We start from the raw sequence: 18,621 nt of genomic DNA on the forward strand, positions 1-18,621 counted from the left end.
CGGTGTGCCCAGGTGGGCGGAAGGCGGGCGGATGTGACGAACAGGATCGCGAAAACCTACAGCAGCACCAGCCCGGGGCCGCATACCATCACGTTCACCGCGGCGACTCCCGGCGCCCGGCTGGTCCTGGTCGTCAGCTGCTGGTCGTCGTTCGAAACGCCGGCGGGCTGGATCGAGGACTACCACGCCATCGGCTACAACCACGTGTTCGTCCTGTCGAAGATCGCAACCGGGGACGAGACGTCGGTCGTGCTGGACGAAAACTCGCGGCTGCACGCTGTGCTCTACGAGAGGGATGACTGCCCGAGCTTCCTGTTCAGGACGGCGGGAACCTCGGCCACAGCGTCGATATCCGCGTTCTCGGTGACCGTGCCGGCCAACGCGACTGGCCGCGTGTTCGGCGCGGTGAACGCGCCCAACGGGGTCGCCTCCTCGTCCACGTGGAATCAAGGGCTGGCCAGGCACTTCACCGCGGATGCGGCCCAATCCAACTCGGCGTTTGCGCACGGTGCCATGCCTGCGGCGGGGGCGCGCACGTACACCGTCAACAACCTGAGCATGGCGGCGGGCACCAACGAGGCGGTGGCGGCTTTCGTCGGCTACGGCACCACAGACGCGGCCGCGCCATCGCCGCCCGGCATGCTGCGAACGACATCGATCACGGGTAGCGCCATCTCCGTCGAGTGGGATCCCGCGACCGACGACGTGGGCGTGACCGGGTACGGCATCTACCGCGATGGGTCGAAGCAGGGCCAGGACCAGACGGGTCTGTCGTACACGTACGCCGGATTGACGACCGGTCAGACGTACGTGCTCGGGGTGGATGCTCGCGACGCTGCCGGCAACCGGTCTGTCGTGGCACAGATCAGCGTCGTAGCCGAGATTGATGTCACGCCGCCCATGGCGCCGCCAGCGGTGCGCACGATCGAGGTGTCGCATACCTCCATCTCGGTGGAGTGGGACGCCTCAACGGACAACGTGGGCGTCGCCGGGTACGGGGTGTTCGTCGGCGGGGTGCGTCAGGGCCCAGACCAGGCCGAACGGGTCTACACGATTACGAGGTTGGCACGGGGAACCGCCTACACCATCGGTGTGGACGCGGCAGATGCGATGAACAATCGGTCGGCGGCCACAACGATCGAGGCGTCCACGCTCGCGGGTGGAGATCCGTCCGCGCCGCCGGGTCTTACCGCGACCGCTGGAACCGAGCAGATCGCGCTGGCCTGGCGCGCGTCCGAGGCAGGCGCGCTGCGGATCGCCCGCTACGAAGTCCTGCTCGACGGGAGACCGGAGGCCTCCACGACGCAACTCGGCTACGTCGTGGAGAACCTGGACGCTGGCGGGGTGCACGAGGTCGCGGTACGTGCGGTCGATGCTGGTCTTGCGCGCGGGCCCGAGGCATCGGTGACGGTTACGGTGCCCGTGGGCGACTGGATGCCCACGGGGAGCCCGCTGTACCGGCTGGGCGACTGGGTGGGCAACGCGCGGGACGCGCACGGAGTGACGTGGACGGTCGCGCAGGAGCAGGGGTGGTCGTCGTCGGCGCAGCCGATCACGCTGGGCTCCGACGCTGACCACACGGACGGCGGATTCGACGGGCCGGGCCGGTACGGCACGCGGCTCATCACGCTATCGGGGACGGCGCTGGCAGACAGCCGGGTGGCGATGCTGGCAGCCCAGGAGCGGCTGACCGGAGCGCTATCAGCGTCAGGCAACGGCGTGCTGAGGGTCACCGAGGCGCACCTGACCCGGCAGGCCCGGGTGCGGCTGGAGGACACGGTAGAGGTGACCGACCGGGGCAGTCTCGCGTTCGACTGGTCGCTGATGGTGAAAGCGTCCGATCCACGCCGGTACGCCCGACGTCGGCTGCACGCCGAAGTGACGTTCGAGCCGGCACAAACCAGCGGCGCCGCGATCGTGACCATGTCGGGCGACTATCCGACGATCCCAGCGAAGTTGCTGCTGTTCGGACCGGTGATCGATCCAGTGATCAGGGTTGAGGAACTCGCGCTGGAGATCCGGACCAAGCCGGGCACGGTACTGCCCGACGCCCGATATGCGCTCGACATTGACCTTGCGACGCGCGAGGTGTGGGCGCTTGTGCCGCCGGACGTGTGGCCAGAGCCGCGGCCTGGCCGAACGATGTTGGCGCGGTTTCCCTCCAGGTTCTTCCTGGCGCCGGGCCCGAACACGATCCGCCTGTCGGGCGGGCTCGTCGCTGGCCAGGAGGAGACGTCGCCGCGCCTGGTCATTGACGCGACGGATGCGTGGATCTGAGAGGGGCAGGGGATTATGCCAACGATCGTTGAAGGGTTCGAGTCTGGCACGGCGGTGGTGCCGCGCACGGGTACGTGGACGCGGGACAACACGCAGAAGTTCGCTGGAACGTGGTCGCTCAAGAGCGCCGCGGTGGTGGAGACGGGCGGGTCGTCGTCGTGCACGATGACGGTTCCGGCCGCGGCAACCACGGTCACCTTCAGGGTCAAGGTCTCGACCGAGGGCGACGACACCAACCCGTACGACCCGTTCGTCTTTCTCACCGGCGCCACCGAACGCTATAGGAAGGCGGGGGAGGTCGCCTGGCATCAGCCTGGCACCTACACCCTCGACGGGGCCACGCAGATCACGTTTCGGTATGACCGCGACACCTCCGCTGGTAGCGGCTCGAACGCGGTGTGGATCGACAACGTGGCCTTCAACATCCCGGACACGGTGTCGCCCAGCGTGCCGGGAAATCTGCGGGTGACGGCTAAGACGAGCACGTCGGCGTCGGTGGCGTGGGACGCGTCCACCGACAACGTCAGCGTCAGCGGGTACGGCGTCTATCTGGACGGCGCGAAGCAGGGTAGTGACCAGGCCGGGCTCACCTACGACTTTCCCACGCTCACACCGGGCGCGCACACGGTGGAGGTGGACGCCGTTGACGGGGACGGCAACCGCTCCGCGAAGGCAAGCGTGGCCGTGGTCCTGGACGAGACTCCGCCCACCGTGCCCGGCAATCTGCGGGCGACGGCGGTCGGATTGACGCAAGTGTCTGTGGCGTGGGACGCCTCCACGGACGACAACGGCGTTGCCGGGTACGGCGTCTGGTTGGACGGCGTACGGCAGGGCGCCGATGGGGCTGCGCTCGGCCGCACCCTGTCCGGCTTGCTGCCCGGCCGCACGTTCCTGGTGCAAGTAGACGCCGCGGACGCGGCCGGGAACCGGTCGGCGAAGGCATCACTGACAGTGAACACGGTCGCGGACGTGGAACCACCCGCAGCGCCCGGGAACCTGCGCGTCACGGCGAGCGGGCCGTACATGTTCACCATCGAGTGGGATCCGGCCGCCGACAACGTGGGTGTGACCGGATACGGCGTCTACTTCGGCGGCGACAAGCTGGGCGACGACCAGGCGGGCACGTCGTACACGTTCGACGACCTCGTCCCCGCAGGCACCTACCAGGTGGCGGTGGACGCTGCGGACTCGTCCGGCAACCGGTCGGCGCTGGCACAGTTGACGCATATCACGCCGGTGGACGCGCCGCCGGCGGCGCCGCCGAACCTACGGGTGACGGCTCTGTCGTACACGAGCTGGACAGTGGAGTGGGACCAGTCCTCCGATGACGTACAGGTGGTCGGCTACGACGTCGCGGTAGACGGCCAGCCGGTGGCCACCAGCACGACCGATCGGATCCTGTCGCGGTCGGGCCTGCCGGACGACACCGCGTCCGTCATCCGGGTGTGGGCGGTGGACCACATCGGGCAGCGCACCACTACGCCGGCGGAACTGGTCGTGCGAACGCTCAACGACTTCGACCCGACCACGCCCATGCTGACGACCACCGCCGGGGAGGACTCCCTCACGGTGGCGTGGACGGCGTCGGAGGACGACTTCCAGGTGGTCGGCTACGAGGTGATCGTGGACCAGCAGACCGTGCACACGACGCCGGGTGTGGACTTCACGGTGGACGGGCTGCTGACGCGCCATCACGTTGTTACGGGCCTAACCCCTGGCGTGCCGTACGACGTGCGCGTGGCCGCGGTGGATTCGATCGGGCAGCGCAGCGCGGACAACACACAGCGGCTGGCGACCCTGGGGCTGCCGTACGTTCCGGTATCCACGCCCGTCTATCGTCTGGCCATGTGGGCGGGCAACGTCCTCGACCAGCATCTGGTGACGTGGACCGTGGAGAGCGCGGAAGGGTGGCCGTCATCGGCACCGGTCTCGCCGGTGTCGGCCGCTCGGGGCGGCTTGGACGGTGGCTTGGACGGCGCTGGCCGGTACGGGCCGCGCCGGATCGTGTTGAAGGGCACCGCCGTGGCGGAGACGAACCTTGCGATGCTGGCGGCCAAACAGCGGCTACTGCGGGCGATCCACCCGAGAAACAGGGCTTGGCTGAGGGTGGCAGACGCACGGATGACGAGGCAGGTCAAGGTCAGGCTGGACGGGCAGATCCGCGTCACTGACCAAGGTCCCCTGGCGTTCGGGTGGGAACTGCCGCTCAAGGTGTCAGACCCCCGCCGGTACGCGACCGTCCCGGTGAGCGCCGAGGCGGTCATCGGGGCCCTGCCGGGGGAGGCAGCGGCCACGATTGAACTGTCCGGCACTTATCCGTCGATCCCGGCCAGGCTGCGCCTGTACGGCCCGATCCGGGAGTGGACGATCACTCACAGAGAGACGGGCACGGTGATGCGCGGCATGCCTGGGGATGCTTCCCGGCTGCCCGCGGACCCCCGGTACTCGTTCACGATCGACCTGGCGAGCCGCCAGGTCCTGGCGCACGTCCCACCGGAGGTGTGGCCTGGGCCGCGTCCTGGCCGCAGCGCGCTGGCTCACCTGCCGGCCTGGTTCCACCTGATCCCCGGTATCAACACCATCACGCTGACCGGCTCGCCGGTGACGGGGGAGAGCGGCACGCCCCGGCTGGTGATCGAGGCTTTCGACGCCTGGAGTTGACGAGCGCGGACGGTAGCCCCACGGGCCGGGCATGGTGCCGGTCTCATCGCGACGCCGGCCACGGGGGTTTCTATGTCGCTGGTCAGGATGGCGACGCCGTACACGACGCAATCGCCGTCAAATTCGCATACGTACAACTTCGGCAGCGTCAGCTACGGCAACCGCATCGTGCTGATCGTCAACAGCTACGCCAGCGTGCTCACCGTCTCGGGCGACTACTCCCCGCACGAGCATACGATCCACACGCTCGGCATCCGCCTCTACAGCAAGGTCTCTTACGGCGGCGAATCCTCGGTCACCGTGACCACATCCGACTCCACGGACCGGATCTTCATCTGGATGTTCGAACTGTCGGGTGCGGAGGAGTACTACGGCAGCGACACCGGCCTGACCTCCTCGTCTGCGGTCGTCAACGTCTCGTCGCTGCCAGCCGGGTGTACTGCCATCCTCGGCGTGTCGGCGTACCTTCAGGGCAGCGGCTCCGACAACTCGTCCGCGAACTGGCCGCCGGGGTTTGACCACAAGGGCTACACGTTCCGTGACTGGACTGATGGGGCAGCTCGGCGCGCGTGGGCGTCCGCGGCAGTCAAGGACGGCGCAGCCGACTTCGTAGCCTTCACTTGGCCGCTCGTCACGGGATTGCCGTCCACCTGGCCGAACTATGCGTGGGTGGCTGGCGTGTGGGGGCCGACCCCGGACGAGGAACCCCCGAGCGTGCCGGGGAACCTGAGGTTGACGGCCATGACGCCTACGAGCGTGACGGTCACGTGGGATGCGGCCACGGACAGCGGTACTGGCGTGACTGGGTACGGCACGTACAAGAACGGGGTGAAGGATGGCGGCGACCAGTCCGGCCGTACCCGCAAGTTCTCAGGGCTGACGCCCGGGGTGCCGGTCACGATCGACGTGGACGCAGTCGATGGCAAGGACAACCGCAGCGAGAAGGCCAGCATCACTCTGACCCCTGTCAACGACACCACGCCACCCGTGACTCCGGTCGTACGGGTGACGGCACTGGGTGCAGGAACCATCACGGTGGGCTGGGAGCAGCCGTACGACCAGACCCCGATCACCGGGTACGGGGTCTACTTGAACGGGCAGAAGCAAGGAGCAGACCAGACGGCTCGCATCAGGGCCTTTACAGGGCTGACGCCGGGTGGCCTCTACACGGTCGGGGTGGACGCCAAGGACCTCCTCTCCAACAGGTCAGCGATCGGGACGAAGACGGTGAAGGCCCAGGCGGACACAGCGCCGCCGGCCCTGCCCGGGACAGTGCGGCTGGTCGCGGTCACGCAGACCGCGGTCACCGTCACGTGGGATCCGTCGAGCGACGACAACGTGGGCCTCGACGGATACGGGCTCTATCTGGGGGCGGCGCGGATCGCCCAGGTTGGTCCGACGAGTCAGGTGTTCACCTTCACCCAGCTCACCCCAGGGATCACCTACAGCCTGAGCGTGGACGCGGTGGACGAACTCGGCAACCGGTCCGCCAGAGTGCCGTTGTCCGCGACCACTCTGACGGACTCCAGCGGGGCAGCTCCGCCGTACGAGTATGTGTTGTACGACTGGTCCAGCCACCGCCCGCTCGACAGCCTGCCGCTTCAGAACGTGACCTTCGAGCTGGCACTCGGCGGCGCCGGCTCGCTGACCGCCGAGATCCCTTTGTACGACGAGGACTACACGATCGGCCGGGTCGAAGCCGCTACCCGCAGCGAGCGCACGATGCTGCTGATCTACCGCGGGGAACGGTTCGTCGGCGGCGGCCGCGTCGTGGACCCGACCGACTACGACTCCGAGACCGGCATCCTGCGGATCAGCGTCGAGGACGTGATCGGGATCTACAGCCGGCGTTTCATCCCCTTCACGGGGCCGCGCACGGGCACCCTGGCGCACTCGGAAATCGATTGGATCCTCGACCAGACCGGCGCTGCCGCAGACAAGAGATGGCTGGTCACCAGTGGCGTGCCCGGTACGGTGCAGGTGGATCGCGAGTACCGGCAAGAGGACTTCTCCCGGGCCGGGGACACGGTGAGCGATGTCGCCGCGGCGCCGGGGGGATTCGAGTGGTGGACGAAGCCGGCGTGGGACCCTGTGGACGACAGGCCCAGATTCGAGCTCCGCAGGGTCAATCGGGATGCGCCGCCGTCGTCCGCGCTGACGTTGGAGTACCCGGGCAACGTGAAGAGGTTCAGGCGGTCCACGCGGCCGGGCCTTGCCACGGTCGTGTTCGGCAAACTGGCGCTCAGCGAGGGCGGAGTGCTGATCGAGAAGGTTGTGCGTGACGACCTGCACGCGGCTGGCTGGCCCAAGCTGGAGCAGGCGTACACGTTCGAGGGCTTGACGTCACCGCAGGCGCTGAAGAACGAGACGCAGCGGGCGGCGGACGCCTCGAAGGGCGCCAGGATGGTGTTCGAGTTCGAGCTGGTGCCGGGCAACTCGGTCCGCTGGTGGGAATGGGAGCTCGGCGCGAACGTGCCGGTGATCATCCAGCACGACCATCTGTACCCGGAGCGGCCGGATGGGGTGCCGGGCCTTGACCGCGAGATGAAGATCATCAGCGTCCGGGTGCAGCCTGATACGGACGAGGGCGAGCTGGTGACGGTGACGACTGCGGAGCTCACGACCGCGGTGGACGAGCAGTAGGGGGCGGCGCAGTGTCGCAGATCAAGGCGGGTGACCAGCGGCTGCACGACCTGGTCGCCCTGGTGAAGGACCTTCAGGGGCGTGTCAAGAAGCTCGAATTGCAGATCGGGATGCGGGGCGTCACGTTCTCGACGCAGGTCACATCGGTGTCGGGCACGACATTCGAGGTGGTCGCCTGGTCGGTGTTTCCTCGGAGCGGTAGTTCGCTCGCGGTGGATGTGACGGTGGGGGGTGCGCTGGAGGTGCAACTCGCTGTGGACGGTGTGGCGATCGGCACGAGGACGGCGACGGCAGCTGGCACGGTCACCGTGTCGGGTTTCCTGGCGGATGGGTGGAAGTTCGGAGATCGGAAGCGGGTCGAGGTCCGGGCCCGCCGCACGTCAGGCTCTGGTTCGGTGGCGGTGACTGTGCTGGGCGCATGGCACCGCTGATCTGATGCCCAGACAGTGTGAGGAAGGTGCTCGCGTTGCTTAGTCTGGCGCGACCCAACGGCACAAACGCTACCGTCCGCCGTAAGTTGGCGCGCAACACACCTTACAGCGCAAGCTTTTTTGTGTGGTTGGCGAGCGGTCAGCGGACCAGGTCGCGGCGCAAGCCCCAGCGACGGCTGCCGCTCCTAGGAGTACCTGGTGCAGTGCCGGCGCCTCGGTGAAGTTGGAGGCGACGCTGAACAGCATCGTTGCGCCGGACAACGCGATGACTGGGCGGCGACCGTGGTGGAGCATCCGGACCCGTCCCTGCCGAGCTCGCCCTCGCATGGTGAGAGCTTACGTCCCGCCCGTGGGCGGTGTGCGTCACCAGCACATGCGAGCTGGGGTCGGACGGTACTCCATCGGCTACGGCAGCATGCGCGCTCGACAGGCAGAGACGAACGGGTGCGGGGGCAGTCATGGCGGAGCAGGAGCCGACCACGGGGGAACTGTCGCGGCTGATCCAGCGGGTTGAGGGCCGGATCGACGCGCTTGGGACCGAGATTCGCGACCTCGCAGCGGAGTGGCGGGGGCAAATCGCGTCGGGTGCGCTGGTATCTCAGCGGGTGGGGCAACTCGAATCCAGCCAGAGCGATCAGGAGTCGCGGCTGCGGCTGGTTGAGCAGGACCTGTCCGGCCGGCGTGAGGCGGCGGAGAAGAGTCGTCGGGCGAATATGTGGATTGCTACGGGCATCACGGTCTGCGGCCTGATCATCACGCTGATCTTCAACCTGATGGGGAAGTGAACTGGGAGCGGACGGTAGCTCGGTCAGGTCGGCATTCTCCCGGTCGTCGATGAACGACGACCCCCGATGGAGGGCAGAGCGATGTCCGATTTCCTCAAGAGTCACCTGCGCACGTACGTGCCGATCTGGGTGGCCGCGGCCGCGGCGATTCTCGGGTCGAAGGGCCTGGATCTGGACGTGGACGCGGCGACCACGGTCGTCACGGGCCTGGCGATCAGCGGCTACTACACGCTGGCGCGGCTGCTGGAGAAGGTGCCGTCTCTGGCGTGGCTGGGCAAGTTCCTGCTGAGCGTCGGCTTCGTGGCGGGTCCGGCGTACGGCTCGGCGGCGAACTCCGGTTCGGCGCCGGATGGTCCGGCGGAGTCGCCGGCGGCTGAGCGGGAGCCGTACACGGGCTACGAGTATCTGCGGGATGACCGTAAGGGCTAAACTCGGCGGCTGGAAGCTTCGAGGAGGCCCTTGCTGGGTCTCCTGGGTTTCCTTCCGGTGGTACGCCGTCTCTCGGTTCGGGTGGCAGTCGCGTAGAGGCCGCTCCTCGCGCTTGTCGTGAAGCCTGTTTCGGGGGGCGGCGTACTCATGTCCGGGGCTGCCCCGTGCCGGCTGACTATAGGTGGGCTGTGACTGGGTTGGGGGTGGCGGCGCCGGCTGGGTCGCCGGGCTGCCCGGAGGCGTAGGCCTTGTACCAGTCGTCGAGTTCCAGTGCGACTTTTCCGGGGTGGGGGTCGCCTAGCCCGGGGACGGGCGCGACGCAGGTCTCGGCCAGGACTCGCCAGACGCCGTTCTCGCCGTTCGTGTCGGCCAGGTGGGTGAGGTCGCAGTGCTTGAACTGGTCAAGGACCTGAGCGATGGGTAGTCGGAGCTTCCCGGCGATGGTCTCCCACGAGGTGCCGTTCATGCGTTCGACGGTGATCGCGCGGTGGAGGTTCTCCAGTGCCATCCGCTGTGCGTGGAGCGCGTGCTCGATCATGTCCCCGGGGGCGGCGTGGGCGTCGTCCCGGGTGGTGACCTTGCTGGCTGCGTGGTCGGCGATCTCCTTGGCGACGTTGCTGTAGCCGACGCGGGCTGTTTGGCGGCCGTTCAGATCGGGGGCAACGCGTATCGCAAGGTGGTCGGGGTTTTGTGACACGGGGCGGGACCTCCGAGGTTGGGGAAGCTGCGGGGGCTCCTAAGACGGCTCAAGGGTAGAGCCTTCGGCACAACTTTAGGGCCGGGTGTCGGCTTTTCCCAGGGCGCTGTGATCAAACCGGAGGCTTGTGGTGTGCCGCATGGAGGACTAATCTGACTAAAGATGCAGTATTGTTCTTTGATGTGCAGCCGGATTCGGACGGTAAGTCGAGTGGGACGGTTTCATGCGTCCCACCCGCTGGCCGGTCTGGTCGGCACGTCAGCCGCAGTCGGATCAGGGGAGCGGCCCCGGCTTCGACTGCACTTCCGGAAGGACTCACCGTGAGCAACCTCGCTTTCGAGGCTCCACGGCGCGCGGCGTTCAAGTCGCGCGTCGTCGTTCAGGGCCCGCCAGGGTCCGGCCTGACGTGGACCTCGCTGCGAATGGCGCAGGGCATGGGCGGGCTGGTTGGTGTCGTAGACGCCAACCGTGGCGCCGCCGCGCTGTACGCCGAGCACTTCGACTTCGTTCACCTGCCCATGCACTCGGGCAAGCCGAACCTGCTGATCGAGGCGCTCGCCGTGGCCGCTGAGCAGCAGATCGCCACGCTGATCGTGGACTCCGGCACGGCGTTCTGGTCGGGCCGGGGCGGACTGGTGTGGCAGGTGGATCACCTGACCATGACCAAGTACAACGGCAACAACAACCGGGCATGGGGTGAGACGCGCCAGCTTGAGCAGGACCTGTTCGACGCCCTGTTGTCCTTCCCGGGACACCTCATCGTGACGCTGCGCACTCAGACGGACTACCAGGTGCAGGACCTGGGCGAGGGCCGGTTGGCCGTGGTCAAGTACGGCACGAAGCCGGACCAGCGCAACAACTTCGACGCCGATTTCCACTTCACGCTGTCGCTGGACATGGCGCACGCAGGCACCGTGACCAAGTCGCGGGTGCTGGACGTTCCGCCCGGCGTAGTGATCGAGGAGCCGGGTGAGGATCTCGGCAAGGCGATCTCCGAGTGGCTGGGAAGGGGGGAGCCGCTGCCGGACGTGATCGGCATTCGCGACAAGGCGCTCGACCCGTCCATGACCCCTGACGACCTGCGCGAACTTCACCGCCTGGCGGGCGCGGCCAACCTGTTGCGGGCGGCGGTCCTCGACCAGCATGACCAGGTGATGGCGCTCGGTGCGCTGATCTTCCGGGAAGGGGAGCAGGCGGCGAAGGAGAACCGCAGGCCAGCCCGCCGGACGGCCGCTTCGGAGCAGCCCACTTCGCAAGTCGGTGAAGTGGATGACGCCTTGCCGACACCGGAGTACGTGCCTGACGACAAGACGTTCGTGGCGCAATGGGCGCACTGCGTCGCGGTCATCGCCCAGGGCCCAGACGCGGCCGAGGACCTCAACACGGTCGAGGCCAATCTCCGTCAGGAGAAAGCGGACGGACAGGTTAGCCAAACCGACTACGCCCACCTGTACCGGCTGATCGAGCAGCGCCGCGCCAGCCTGGGCCTGCCATACGGGCAGCCCCCGAACGTTACGGCGGGTGCGGCATGACCGGCGTCGAGCAGGCCACAGCCGACACCGCGCCCGCTGTGGAGGACCGTGAGGCCGCGTCCAGCCTGTACTTGGCGGGACGCTTGCTGGAGTCGATCGCCAAGGCACTGATCGTGCTCGGCGACGACGGGCTGACGTCCACCACGTCGGACGGTAAGCCCGTCATGCCGGTCGATGACCGGCAGAGCGGCTACATCGGCGGCACCCGCCTCGGCTTCACCCAGATGAACGACGGCAAGACCACCGCCGAGCTCGCCGCCGACGATCCGCGCCTGGTGGCGTGGGCGTCGAAGTCTCCCCACTACCAGCACAACGTACTGACGTTGCAGATCTTGGCCCCCGCCGTGGTTGCCGAGATCAAGAAGCACGCGCTGAAGGCTGGCGCGCCCGTAGACCGGCACGGGGAGGTAGTGCCCGGTCTGAGCCTCAAGAAGGGCGACCCTACCCCGTTCAAGCATCTCGACAAGCAACTCGTCGCCGAAGTCCTCGCGCCTGAGCGTATCCGCGCTTTGGCGCATGCCCTGCTGACCGGTCTGGCCACCCTGCCGGGCCTGCCGACGACCGACACGGAAGGGACACCGCGATGAGCTGGATGGACCGTGCCGCCTGCCGTGACGTCGATCCGGAGATCTTCTTCCCCCTCTCGGCTCCGGACACCGAGGCCGGGCAGGCAGCGGAGGTCAAGGCCAAGGGCGTCTGCGGAAGCTGCCGCGTCCGGGAAGAGTGCCTGGGCCGGGCGTTCCGCCTCAGCGCCGTTCACGGCGTCTGGGGCGGACTGGGCGAGCGGGAGCGGCGCAAGGGCGGGAGCGCAGTTCAGGAGAGTGCGTCGTGAAGTGGGGGGACCGCATCTCCTTCGTGCGGTGCCTGAAGGTCGGAAAGATCCGATACGCCACGCGACGCGCCGCCCGCCGGGTCGTGCGACGCGCGCACCGAGGGGAGGGCAAGCACACCTATCGGTGTGATTCCTGCGAGGGCATCCACATCGGCGGCGCGATGGACGTCTCCGGCGCTCGCCGGCCGTGGCTGCGTTGCCAGACGGACACCGCTCCGGTGTTCGACGAGCAGAGCGGCGCGCAGGCATACGCCGACCGGCTGGGTGCTGACGAGTGCGTGGTTGCGCCGTGCGCGGACCACTGGCATGTGTGCCCCGCCCCAGCCGTCGCGTGACATAGATCACATCCGTCCTGCTCGGTCGTAGGCAGACGTAAGCGTCCGGCTCTTGGTGGGGTGCGTGATCTCCCCCGGAGGCGTGGTCCGCGACGAGGCCACCGCTCGATCAACGCTTTCTGCGAGCGGGCATGCCCGCGTGGACCGCGCCCCGGGGGATCACCCACCCCCTGGGAGGACTCACGTGACCTCTGACCTCGACTCGCCCCACCTTCACCACCCCAGCGGCTTCGGTGACCATGCCCGCCGTCCTTCACCCACAACGGCGGCCCCGCGCGGAGCCGCCGTCGCAGCCAGGCAGAGCGCGCCAACGCTCTGACGGCCCTGGATGCCCCCTAGCCACCTTCCACAGCAACGCAAGGAGGCGTCATGAGCGTACTCAACGCTGCGCCCCAGTCAGCAGCGCGAGCACTGCTGACGATGCCTCCTCGTCCTTCCGGCCGGGAGGCCCACGCACGATGAGCACCAACCAGAAATCCCCGGGCGCGGCCCAATCCGTCATCCGGCGTGGCCGCATGCGCGCCGACCGCTTCGTCCAGGTATCAAACGATCTCGCCCGTGACCGCAGGCTCTCCCGCCGTGCACGCGGCCTGTTCGTCGAGCTCGCTTCTCACCAGGAGGGATGGCAGACGAGCATCGCCGCGCTCGTCGAACTCGGGCCCGAGGGCGTGCACGCCATCCGCGGCGCCGTCGAGGAGTTGGAAAAGTACGGCTATCTCGTCCGTACCCAGCACCGCGACCCAGCGACCGGGCGGCTCGGCGAGACCGACTATTGGATCACCGACTGCCCGGAGGAGTACCAGGCGGCCAGCGCGGAGCCGTCGTCAGAAAATCGCACAACGGACGACGCCACGGATCTCCCCAGTTCGGAGCCGCCGTCAGGTTTTCCGATGTCGGCTGAGCCGCACGCGGATGAACCGCGTGCGGAAGATCGCACGCATAAGAAGACCAACCCTCAGAAGACCAATGAAAGAAACCAGGAGATGCCTCCTTCGTCGGCATCTCCTGCGGGCAAGGCGCAGCAGCAGGACCTTCTCGGCGTCGAGACGCCGCCAACCGAGTCGCCGAACCAGACCGCGCAGTCGTCGAAGGCGAAGAAGGAACGCACGCCCGAAGAGCAACTCCGGTTCGACCTTGCCAACGAGGTCGCGACCGCCTGGTGGGAGCGCTGCGACACGCTGAACCTGCCCAACATCCGACGCGGCCGCACCAGCGCCTTTCCCGGCCTCCGCCAGATGGTGGAAAGCGCCCTCGCAGGCGGATGCTCCGTCAACGAAATCAAGTGGGCACTCGACGACATACGCGAGCGGTTCCCGACCGTCAAGCGGCTGGAGAACGCCATCGCCCGCCGCCGCGGCGTCGCCGCCCCCCAAAAAGGCGGCGGCCGCCCCGTCAACAATCGCCACCTCCAGGCCGTGCCGGAAGGCTCCGCACAGGCCGAGCAGCAGGACGAACGCAGGGAGATGTTCGGATGAGCGCCATCGCCGTCCCGGTCAAGGACCCCATGGAGCGGATCATGGCCCGCATGCCCGCCAGGGTGCGGGAAGCGTGGGAAGCCGAAGGCCGCCCGACCGCCCGCTACGAGGACGATCCCGCCGACGTTCGCGCCGAAGTCCGCGCCCGCCGCCGCGAGACCTGGCAGAGCAACGTCCCCGCCGAGTTCGCCGACGCCCACATCGACAAGCTCAAACCCACCCAGGACGCGGACGGGCGCGTCTCCGGCTGGCTCTCGTCCGGCGCGTCCAAGCTGCTGCTCGTCGGCGACGTCGGCACCGGCAAGACCTGGACCGGGTTCGCCGTCGCCAACGCCGCCGTCCAGGCGGCCGACCCGGCATGGGTGCAGTACTACCGGGTGCCCGACCTCATCCGCGCACTACAGCCGTCGTCCGGCCGGGAGGACATCACCTACCGGTTCGCCACCGAGTGCGACATGCTCTTTCTCGACGACTTCGGCGCCGAGATGGTCACCGACTGGCGGCTGGAACAGCTCTGGCGGATCATCGACCACCGCACCGCGGAGCGAACGCGGCTGGTCGTCAACACGAACCTGCCCTACGACAGCATGGGCTTCACGGATACGCCCGAGCACCTCCGGCCCGTCCACCCCAACCTCGTAGACACCTACGGCGCGCGCATCATCGATCGCCTCATCCACGGCGCGATCACCGTCCGCTACACGGGCCCCTCCCTCCGCCGGAGCGCACGATGGTGACCGCAACCCCGACCGCCCCCGCCCACCCGGCGGGGGCCGCCCCCACTGAGATCGTGCTGCGCTTCGTGCCCGTCAACTTTCGGCAGGCGTGCGCCTTCGTCAATACCTGGCATCGCCACTTGCGGCCGCCCCGCGGTCACGTGTTCTCGATCGGCGTGGCCGGAACCACTACCCGAACCCTGCACGGCGTCGCCATCGTCGGCAGGCCAGTTGCCCGGATGTACGACAACGGCCACACGCTGGAGATCACCCGCTCGGCCACGGACGGCACCCCCAACGTGGGAAGCATGCTGTTCGGCCGCGCCCGGACAATCACCTACGGCCTCGGCTTCGACCGGCTGATCACCTACAACCACGCCACCATCCACGGCCCCCTCTGCCCGAACTCCTGCACGCACGGCTCCTGCGAAGCGGTCCGGCTCGGCGAGTCCGGCTCCAGCCTGCGCGGGGCCGGATGGCGGATCATCGCCCAGCGCCCACCGCACGCCGGATGGGATCGGCCCTCCCGCCCCCGCGACACCTACGGCAGCGAAGGTGTCGCCCGCACCCTGTGGGAGCCGTCATGACCGGCCGCCGCAAGCACCAGCAGGCCGCCGCCCGGCAACAGCTCGAACACGACATCGCCGCCGGCCGTCTCAAGCCGATCCCGCAACGGATCACCCGGGCCCTCGACTTCCATGGGCTGTACGGCCCTGAGGTGGACCGGGCGCTCGGCGGCGAGGAACCCATGGTGGACGAGTGGGAGGAAGGCACCCGCAGCCCGACCCCGGAACAGATCAAGCTGCTCGCCGAGCTCACCGATTTCCCCCTCCGCTTCTTCTACACCCCCATGCCCGAACTCACGGGAACCACGTTCGTCTGCAGCCGAAGCGGCCCGCAGAAAGGCTGTGAACGCGTGCCACTCCAGACACCCGCCTCGGCGCCCACCGCCCAGCCACCTCGTGGCGTGGCCGTCACCCAGCGCCCTGCCAAGGGGACGCCCGGCTTCTGGTGCCGCATCCCCAGATGCCCCCTGCGCGGCCGCCGCCAGCCCGCACCCACCAACCAAGCAGCCGACGCCGGTTGGTACCGCCACTACCTCGACTTCCACTACTCGCCGCCCACCCCCGCCGCCCCCGACTGGAACGCATCATGACCATCCGGCACTTCACCTTCTGGGCAGGCTGGGCGGTCACCGCCGCCGCCTTCGCCCTCGTCGCCACGACCGGCGCCAGCCCATGGCTGATCCCCTCCGTGATGCTCGCCTGGCTCGCCGCGCTCGCCGCGGCTCGAATCTGCGAGCACCAGCCGTGACCAGCCGACCGGCCTCGCCCCTGTGCCCGGCCTGCGCCGGTCAATACCCGGACGCGATCGACGATCCCAACCTCATCTGCCAGTGCGGCACCCATTGGCAGACCCCCAGCCAGGAGAACACCATGCCGATCATCGACCGCGATACCCGCGACGCGCGGATCATCGAGCTCTACCAGGACGACGACACGCCCGTGAAGGACATCGCCGCCCAGTTCAAGCTCACCACCGCACGTATTTCGCAGATCGCCGCAGCCGCCGAGATCCCTCTCAGGCGTCCCCAGAATCGCCCCAAGAACATCGCCGTATCACAAGTGATCATCGACCACGATGCGGGCCTCACGGTGGCGGAGATCGCTGCGAATCATCACGTCAGCGACTCCACCATTCGCCGCTACCTGAAGCAGCGGGGTTTGCGCGCCAACCCGCCCGTTCGCCGCAGCAGACCACCCGCTTCGCCGATCGCGGCCTAGCGATCCGATCGAGGCGAGACGTAAGCCGTTGCTGTCCGACATCCTCCCGGCCAACCGACACCGCCGGGAGGACTCACGTGTCCGCACCACAGCCAAGCCACTGCCATCCCGAGCCGGCATCGTGACGCCCGGAACCGCGCTGGCCCTCTACGTGCTCGGCACCAACGTCGCGCTGATTCTCTTGCTCCGCTCTCGAATCCGCGCCCGCCGGCGCATCGACGCGCTTCGGGTCGCCCAGGCCGAAGCACGGTTGCAGGCGATCGAGGCAGACCAGGAGACCAAGCGCCTTGCCGGCCAGATGGCACGCCTGCGTCAGGCTCTCGCGCCGATCGCGACCCGCGCACGAACGGGCCAGGATCTCGTCATCGCCCGAAAGGATCTGGCGATTGTGGCTGTGCTTGTCGAGCACGACGGCCAAGAGGCGGACGCTCTCGTCGCGCTGGAGGACTCCTTCAACCAAAACCCTTATAGACATCTCTAAAGATGCTTGCTAATGTACTAATCAAGCAACGGGGAGTGAGCGGCACTTCTAGTTGTTTCGGAAGGAATCCACCTGTGAGCATGGAATTCGCCTATGCGGGACACCTCGCCGCCGAACTTGAGTTCGTCGGCTTCCCGCCCGGCTTCATCGACCCCGGCCACATCGAGACCGGCCACCCGCACCTGCGCACCTACCGGGGCAGACACGCAGAGATCCTCGTCAACGAGGAGACCGGCGACGTGCGTATCTCCCGCCTCGCCGACGACGCCACCGAGGACATCGGCATGCCGTGGGCCTACAGCGCGGAGTTCCCGGGCGACATCAGCGTGTTCGCGATCATCTACCTGTCCCTCCTCGCCGAACACAGGCAGATCAGCCGTCCCAGTGGGGAGGACTACACCGAGATCAGCCCGATCATGCAGCGGTTCCGGGCCGAATTCGTGAGCGCCGCCTAACCATGCAACTCACGCTCGACGCGCCGGAGTTCGCTCCGGCGCCTCCCGCCTTCATCAGCCTGCGCGCCTACGACCTGATCGTCATCAACAGCAGCGCAGGCAAGGACTCCATGGCGCTGCTCGCACACGTAGCCAAGATCATCAATGAGCAGGGCTACGCGGGCCGCGTCGTCGTGCTCCACAACGACCTCGGCAAGACGCCCTCGGGGGAGCCGATCGAGTGGCCAGGTGTGGCCGCGCTAGCCCGCGAGCACGCGGCCAAGTACGGGTTCGAGTTCTATGTCCGCACCCGCGACCTCGGCGGATTGTGGCACCAACTCGTCCACGAGCGGCTCAACTGGCCGTCTAGTTCGGCGCGCTGGTGCACCTCCGACCAGAAGACGTCCCAAGGGATGAAGCTCGTTACCGAACTAGTCACTGAAGTGCGCAACCACTTGGGCATCATCCACCGGCCGGTCCAGGTGCTGTATGCGCTCGGCATCCGAGGAGAGGAATCCGACCGGCGCGCAGGCATGGACGTCCTGGCCGTGGACACCTCGCACTCCAGCGGCAACCGCACCATCCACCGCTGGCACCCGATCCGCGACTGGACGATCACGCAGGTGTGGGCCCAGATCAAGGAGGCAGGGCTGCGTCCCCACGCCGCCTACTCCTGGGGGATGAGCCGGTTGTCCTGCTCATTCTGCGTCCTCGCCTCCACTGAGGACCTGCTCATCGCCACCACCCGCCGCCCCGAATTGCACGCCGAACTGGCACAGGCCGAGAAGCGGATTGGACACAGCTTCAAGACGGACCTGTCCCTCGCCGAGATGCGGGCCGCGCTCGACGCTGCCGAACTCGAAACCGCCGCCCCGGCCGACGCCGAGCAGGCCCGCCAGAAGGTCTACCAGCTCGCCTACGCCCGCATCGAGATCATCCAGCGTCGCCGCCACGAAAAGAGCCTCTCCAAGGAGAAGCCCGTCCCCATGTGGTCGCCCGAGCGCATCGCCGCCAAGGCCACCGCCGAGACCAGCCGCACCATGGCCGCCGCACGCCGCGCGCTGCTGGCTCTGGCCGCCTAACCCACCTGCCTGCCCCGCCCCGCCCGG

20 protein-coding genes are annotated in these 18,621 nt (G+C 68.0%); 19 read left to right on the plus strand and 1 reads right to left on the minus strand.

Features of this window, described 5'->3' with window-relative positions; genetic code table 11:
* Window positions 1-33 precede the first annotated feature (33 nt).
* The 6 genes from ACIBKY_RS03295 to ACIBKY_RS03320 all read left to right on the plus strand — a co-directional run bounded on the left by ACIBKY_RS03295 (window position 34) and on the right by ACIBKY_RS03320 (window position 9,226).
* Window positions 34-2,277: a fibronectin type III domain-containing protein gene (locus tag ACIBKY_RS03295; protein ID WP_397093999.1), complete on the plus strand. Its 2,244-nt coding sequence runs from the start codon at window positions 34-36 to the stop codon at window positions 2,275-2,277.
* Between the two features lie 15 nt (window positions 2,278-2,292).
* Complete coding sequence (locus ACIBKY_RS03300; protein ID WP_397094000.1) at window positions 2,293-4,938, plus strand: fibronectin type III domain-containing protein; 2,646 nt, start codon at window positions 2,293-2,295, stop codon at window positions 4,936-4,938.
* Window positions 4,939-5,010: 72 nt separating this feature from the next.
* Window positions 5,011-7,581, plus strand: coding sequence for a fibronectin type III domain-containing protein (locus ACIBKY_RS03305; protein WP_397094002.1), 2,571 nt, complete (start codon window positions 5,011-5,013; stop codon window positions 7,579-7,581).
* 11 nt (window positions 7,582-7,592) lie between these two features.
* On the plus strand, window positions 7,593-8,012 hold the full coding sequence (locus tag ACIBKY_RS03310) for a hypothetical protein (protein ID WP_397094004.1): 420 nt from the start codon (window positions 7,593-7,595) through the stop codon (window positions 8,010-8,012).
* A 458-nt stretch (window positions 8,013-8,470) separates the two neighbouring features.
* A complete protein-coding gene (locus ACIBKY_RS03315) occupies window positions 8,471-8,797 on the plus strand; it encodes a hypothetical protein (protein ID WP_397094006.1) in 327 nt (108 codons plus the stop codon).
* Between the two features lie 81 nt (window positions 8,798-8,878).
* Window positions 8,879-9,226: a hypothetical protein gene (locus ACIBKY_RS03320; RefSeq protein WP_397094008.1), complete on the plus strand. Its 348-nt coding sequence runs from the start codon at window positions 8,879-8,881 to the stop codon at window positions 9,224-9,226.
* Window positions 9,227-9,401: 175 nt separating this feature from the next.
* Here ACIBKY_RS03320 and ACIBKY_RS03325 read toward each other — a convergent pair whose 3' ends face one another.
* The gene (locus ACIBKY_RS03325; RefSeq protein WP_397094009.1) at window positions 9,402-9,923 is read right to left on the minus strand and encodes a hypothetical protein; all 522 of its coding nucleotides are present in this window, start codon (window positions 9,921-9,923) and stop codon (window positions 9,402-9,404) included.
* A gap of 320 nt (window positions 9,924-10,243) precedes the next feature.
* On the opposite strand from ACIBKY_RS03325, the gene ACIBKY_RS03330 reads away from it, so the two are divergent.
* The 13 genes from ACIBKY_RS03330 (at window position 10,244) to ACIBKY_RS03390 (ending at window position 18,594) form a co-directional block, all read left to right on the plus strand.
* The gene (locus tag ACIBKY_RS03330) at window positions 10,244-11,455 is read left to right on the plus strand and encodes an AAA family ATPase (protein ID WP_397094011.1); all 1,212 of its coding nucleotides are present in this window, start codon (window positions 10,244-10,246) and stop codon (window positions 11,453-11,455) included.
* Window positions 11,452-12,042 carry a hypothetical protein gene (locus tag ACIBKY_RS03335; protein ID WP_397094012.1) on the plus strand — a complete coding sequence of 197 codons (591 nt, stop codon included), beginning with the start codon at window positions 11,452-11,454 and terminating at the stop codon, window positions 12,040-12,042. The genes ACIBKY_RS03330 and ACIBKY_RS03335 overlap by 4 nt, the downstream gene beginning before the upstream one ends.
* A complete protein-coding gene (locus tag ACIBKY_RS03340) occupies window positions 12,039-12,287 on the plus strand; it encodes a WhiB family transcriptional regulator (protein WP_397094013.1) in 249 nt (82 codons plus the stop codon). The genes ACIBKY_RS03335 and ACIBKY_RS03340 overlap by 4 nt, the downstream gene beginning before the upstream one ends.
* Window positions 12,284-12,622 carry a hypothetical protein gene (locus ACIBKY_RS03345; RefSeq protein ID WP_397094014.1) on the plus strand — a complete coding sequence of 113 codons (339 nt, stop codon included), beginning with the start codon at window positions 12,284-12,286 and terminating at the stop codon, window positions 12,620-12,622. The genes ACIBKY_RS03340 and ACIBKY_RS03345 overlap by 4 nt, the downstream gene beginning before the upstream one ends.
* A gap of 458 nt (window positions 12,623-13,080) precedes the next feature.
* Complete coding sequence (locus ACIBKY_RS03350; RefSeq protein ID WP_397094015.1) at window positions 13,081-14,097, plus strand: hypothetical protein; 1,017 nt, start codon at window positions 13,081-13,083, stop codon at window positions 14,095-14,097.
* Complete coding sequence (locus ACIBKY_RS03355) at window positions 14,094-14,834, plus strand: ATP-binding protein (protein ID WP_397094017.1); 741 nt, start codon at window positions 14,094-14,096, stop codon at window positions 14,832-14,834. Before ACIBKY_RS03350 ends, ACIBKY_RS03355 begins: the two co-directional genes overlap by 4 nt.
* On the plus strand, window positions 14,828-15,400 hold the full coding sequence (locus ACIBKY_RS03360) for an XF1762 family protein (RefSeq protein ID WP_397094018.1): 573 nt from the start codon (window positions 14,828-14,830) through the stop codon (window positions 15,398-15,400). The genes ACIBKY_RS03355 and ACIBKY_RS03360 overlap by 7 nt, the downstream gene beginning before the upstream one ends.
* Window positions 15,397-15,969 carry a hypothetical protein gene (locus ACIBKY_RS03365; RefSeq protein ID WP_397094020.1) on the plus strand — a complete coding sequence of 191 codons (573 nt, stop codon included), beginning with the start codon at window positions 15,397-15,399 and terminating at the stop codon, window positions 15,967-15,969. Before ACIBKY_RS03360 ends, ACIBKY_RS03365 begins: the two co-directional genes overlap by 4 nt.
* Window positions 15,966-16,127, plus strand: a complete 162-nt coding sequence (locus ACIBKY_RS03370) for a hypothetical protein (protein WP_397094021.1) — start codon at window positions 15,966-15,968, stop codon at window positions 16,125-16,127. Before ACIBKY_RS03365 ends, ACIBKY_RS03370 begins: the two co-directional genes overlap by 4 nt.
* The gene (locus ACIBKY_RS03375) at window positions 16,124-16,597 is read left to right on the plus strand and encodes a hypothetical protein (protein WP_397094023.1); all 474 of its coding nucleotides are present in this window, start codon (window positions 16,124-16,126) and stop codon (window positions 16,595-16,597) included. Before ACIBKY_RS03370 ends, ACIBKY_RS03375 begins: the two co-directional genes overlap by 4 nt.
* 121 nt (window positions 16,598-16,718) lie before the next feature.
* On the plus strand, window positions 16,719-17,078 hold the full coding sequence (locus tag ACIBKY_RS03380; protein ID WP_397094024.1) for a hypothetical protein: 360 nt from the start codon (window positions 16,719-16,721) through the stop codon (window positions 17,076-17,078).
* Between the two features lie 74 nt (window positions 17,079-17,152).
* The gene (locus ACIBKY_RS03385) at window positions 17,153-17,533 is read left to right on the plus strand and encodes a hypothetical protein (protein ID WP_397094026.1); all 381 of its coding nucleotides are present in this window, start codon (window positions 17,153-17,155) and stop codon (window positions 17,531-17,533) included.
* A 2-nt stretch (window positions 17,534-17,535) separates the two neighbouring features.
* Window positions 17,536-18,594, plus strand: a complete 1,059-nt coding sequence (locus ACIBKY_RS03390; protein ID WP_397094027.1) for a phosphoadenosine phosphosulfate reductase family protein — start codon at window positions 17,536-17,538, stop codon at window positions 18,592-18,594.
* The last annotated feature ends 27 nt before the right edge of the window (window positions 18,595-18,621 follow it).

Origin of the sequence: Nonomuraea sp. NPDC050394 (assembly GCF_044459065.1) — a bacterium.
Classification (GTDB): Bacteria; Actinomycetota; Actinomycetes; order Streptosporangiales; family Streptosporangiaceae; genus Nonomuraea.

Excerpts from the sequence above, each read along its gene's own strand:
- ACIBKY_RS03350 (WP_397094015.1), top strand. The coding sequence starts at position 13,081 with ATGAGCACCAACCAGAAATCCCCGGGCGCGGCCCAATCCGTCATCCGG.
- ACIBKY_RS03370 (WP_397094021.1), top strand. The coding sequence starts at position 15,966 with ATGACCATCCGGCACTTCACCTTCTGGGCAGGCTGGGCGGTCACCGCC.
- ACIBKY_RS03340 (WP_397094013.1), top strand. The coding sequence starts at position 12,039 with ATGAGCTGGATGGACCGTGCCGCCTGCCGTGACGTCGATCCGGAGATC.
- ACIBKY_RS03320 (WP_397094008.1), top strand. The coding sequence starts at position 8,879 with ATGTCCGATTTCCTCAAGAGTCACCTGCGCACGTACGTGCCGATCTGG.
- ACIBKY_RS03355 (WP_397094017.1), top strand. The coding sequence starts at position 14,094 with ATGAGCGCCATCGCCGTCCCGGTCAAGGACCCCATGGAGCGGATCATG.
- ACIBKY_RS03360 (WP_397094018.1), top strand. The coding sequence starts at position 14,828 with ATGGTGACCGCAACCCCGACCGCCCCCGCCCACCCGGCGGGGGCCGCC.
- ACIBKY_RS03315 (WP_397094006.1), top strand. The coding sequence starts at position 8,471 with ATGGCGGAGCAGGAGCCGACCACGGGGGAACTGTCGCGGCTGATCCAG.
- ACIBKY_RS03390 (WP_397094027.1), top strand. The coding sequence starts at position 17,536 with ATGCAACTCACGCTCGACGCGCCGGAGTTCGCTCCGGCGCCTCCCGCC.
- ACIBKY_RS03300 (WP_397094000.1), top strand. The coding sequence starts at position 2,293 with ATGCCAACGATCGTTGAAGGGTTCGAGTCTGGCACGGCGGTGGTGCCG.
- ACIBKY_RS03365 (WP_397094020.1), top strand. The coding sequence starts at position 15,397 with ATGACCGGCCGCCGCAAGCACCAGCAGGCCGCCGCCCGGCAACAGCTC.
- ACIBKY_RS03335 (WP_397094012.1), top strand. The coding sequence starts at position 11,452 with ATGACCGGCGTCGAGCAGGCCACAGCCGACACCGCGCCCGCTGTGGAG.
- ACIBKY_RS03305 (WP_397094002.1), top strand. The coding sequence starts at position 5,011 with ATGTCGCTGGTCAGGATGGCGACGCCGTACACGACGCAATCGCCGTCA.